1 protein-coding gene is annotated in these 1,575 nt (G+C 69.6%); it reads left to right on the top strand.

Going from position 1 to position 1,575, the window contains the following annotated elements; all coding sequences use genetic code 11:
* Window positions 1-146: 146 nt before the first annotated feature.
* Window positions 147-1,472 carry a glycosyltransferase family 2 protein gene (locus AC27KI_RS24455; RefSeq protein ID WP_487116347.1) on the top strand — a complete coding sequence of 442 codons (1,326 nt, stop codon included), beginning with the start codon at window positions 147-149 and terminating at the stop codon, window positions 1,470-1,472.
* Window positions 1,473-1,575 lie beyond the last annotated feature (103 nt).

The raw sequence follows: 1,575 nt of genomic DNA, 5'->3' as shown, positions 1-1,575 counted from the left end.
CAGGCGTCGCTCCAGGGCGCGGGCGGCGGGCGCGGCCGCGATGCCGCTGCGCACGCGCATCCGGCACCTGGAGGTGCCGGGCGGCCTGCGCTCCGGCGAGCAGGCCGCGGACCTGATGGCGCGGCTGCGCGACGGGACCTGATCGCATGGGGGAGCAGGTGGTGTTCGCGTTCGTCACGCTGTTTTCCAGCGCGACGCACCAGTCGTGGGTGGAGCTGGCGCTCAAGTTCTTCCCGTTCGTGGTGCTGCTGGAGGCGCCGTTCTTCCTGCTCGTGTGCGCGGGCATGGTGAAGTACGGCCTGCGCGAGCACCGGCCCTACCTGCAGCGCGAGCGCTATCCGCGCGTGTCCTGCGTCATCACCTGCTACTCCGAGGGCGACGACGTGCGCAAGACCATCCAGTCGCTCGCCCAGCAGATCTACCCGGGCTTCATCGAGATCATCGCCGTGGTGGACGGCGCGGTGCAGAACGAGCCCACGCTGCGTGCGGCCCGCGGGGCGCGCGAACTGCTGGCCGGTGCCCGCCGGCGTGCGCTGGTGGTGCTGCCCAAGTGGCAGCGCGGCGGCCGCGTGTCGTCGCTGAACGCCGGCCTGTCGATCGCCAGCGGCGAGATCGTGATGGCGCTTGATGGCGACACCTCGTTCGACAACGACATGGTGCGCCACGCCACGCGGCATTTCGACGACCCCGGCGTGGTGGGCGTCGCCGGCAGCCTGCGGGTGCGCAACGCCCGCCGCTCGCTGGCCGCGCGCATGCAGGCGCTGGAATACATGCTGTCCATCGGCGCGGGCAAGACGGGGCTGTCGGAGTTCAACATCGTCAACAACATCTCGGGGGCGTTCGGCGTGTTCCGCGCCAGCTTCATCCGCAACCTGGGCGGCTGGGACGCGGGCACGGCCGAGGACCTGGACATGACGATGCGCATCAAGCAGTACTTCGGCCGCCATCCGGGCCTGCGCATCGTGTTCGACCCGCATGCCGTGGGCCACACCGACGCGCCGGACACCTGGCGCGTGTTCTTCCGCCAGCGCCTGCGCTGGGACGGCGACATGTTCTACATCTTCATCCGCAAGTTCCGCCTGAACCTGCGCCCGCGCCTGCTGGGCTGGCGCAATTTCCTCTTCGTGGTGGTGAACGGCCTGGTGATGCAGGTGCTCATGCCCTTCCTCATCGTGGCCTACACCGGCGTGATGCTGCTCACGCTGCCGGTGGGGGCGGTGCTGGGGGTGCTGGGGTTCGTCTACGCGGTGTACCTCGCGGCGTTGCTGTTCTATTTCCTGCTGTACCTCGTGGCCGTGTCCGAGCGGCCCCGGCACGACGCGGCCTACCTGCGGTTCCTGCCGCTGTTTCCGCTCTTCGCCTTCGTCAACCGCGTGCACTGCACGTTCTCGATCCTGCAGGAGGTCTTCCTGAAGACCCACCTGGACTCCGCGATGGCCCCCTGGTGGGTGCTGCGCAAAACCAAGTTCTGATATGCCGCATCGCCCGGGGGAACGTCTTTTGCCATGGGCCGCGGTGCTGTGCCTGCTGGGGTGGGGCGCGGGCGCGCCGGCGGCCGAGCCGGCCCCGCCGCTG

The organism is Acidovorax sp. KPB24-03, from assembly GCF_057546605.1.
The sequence above is the reverse complement of the archived record's forward strand: the minus strand, read 5'-3'. Positions and strand labels throughout refer to the sequence as shown.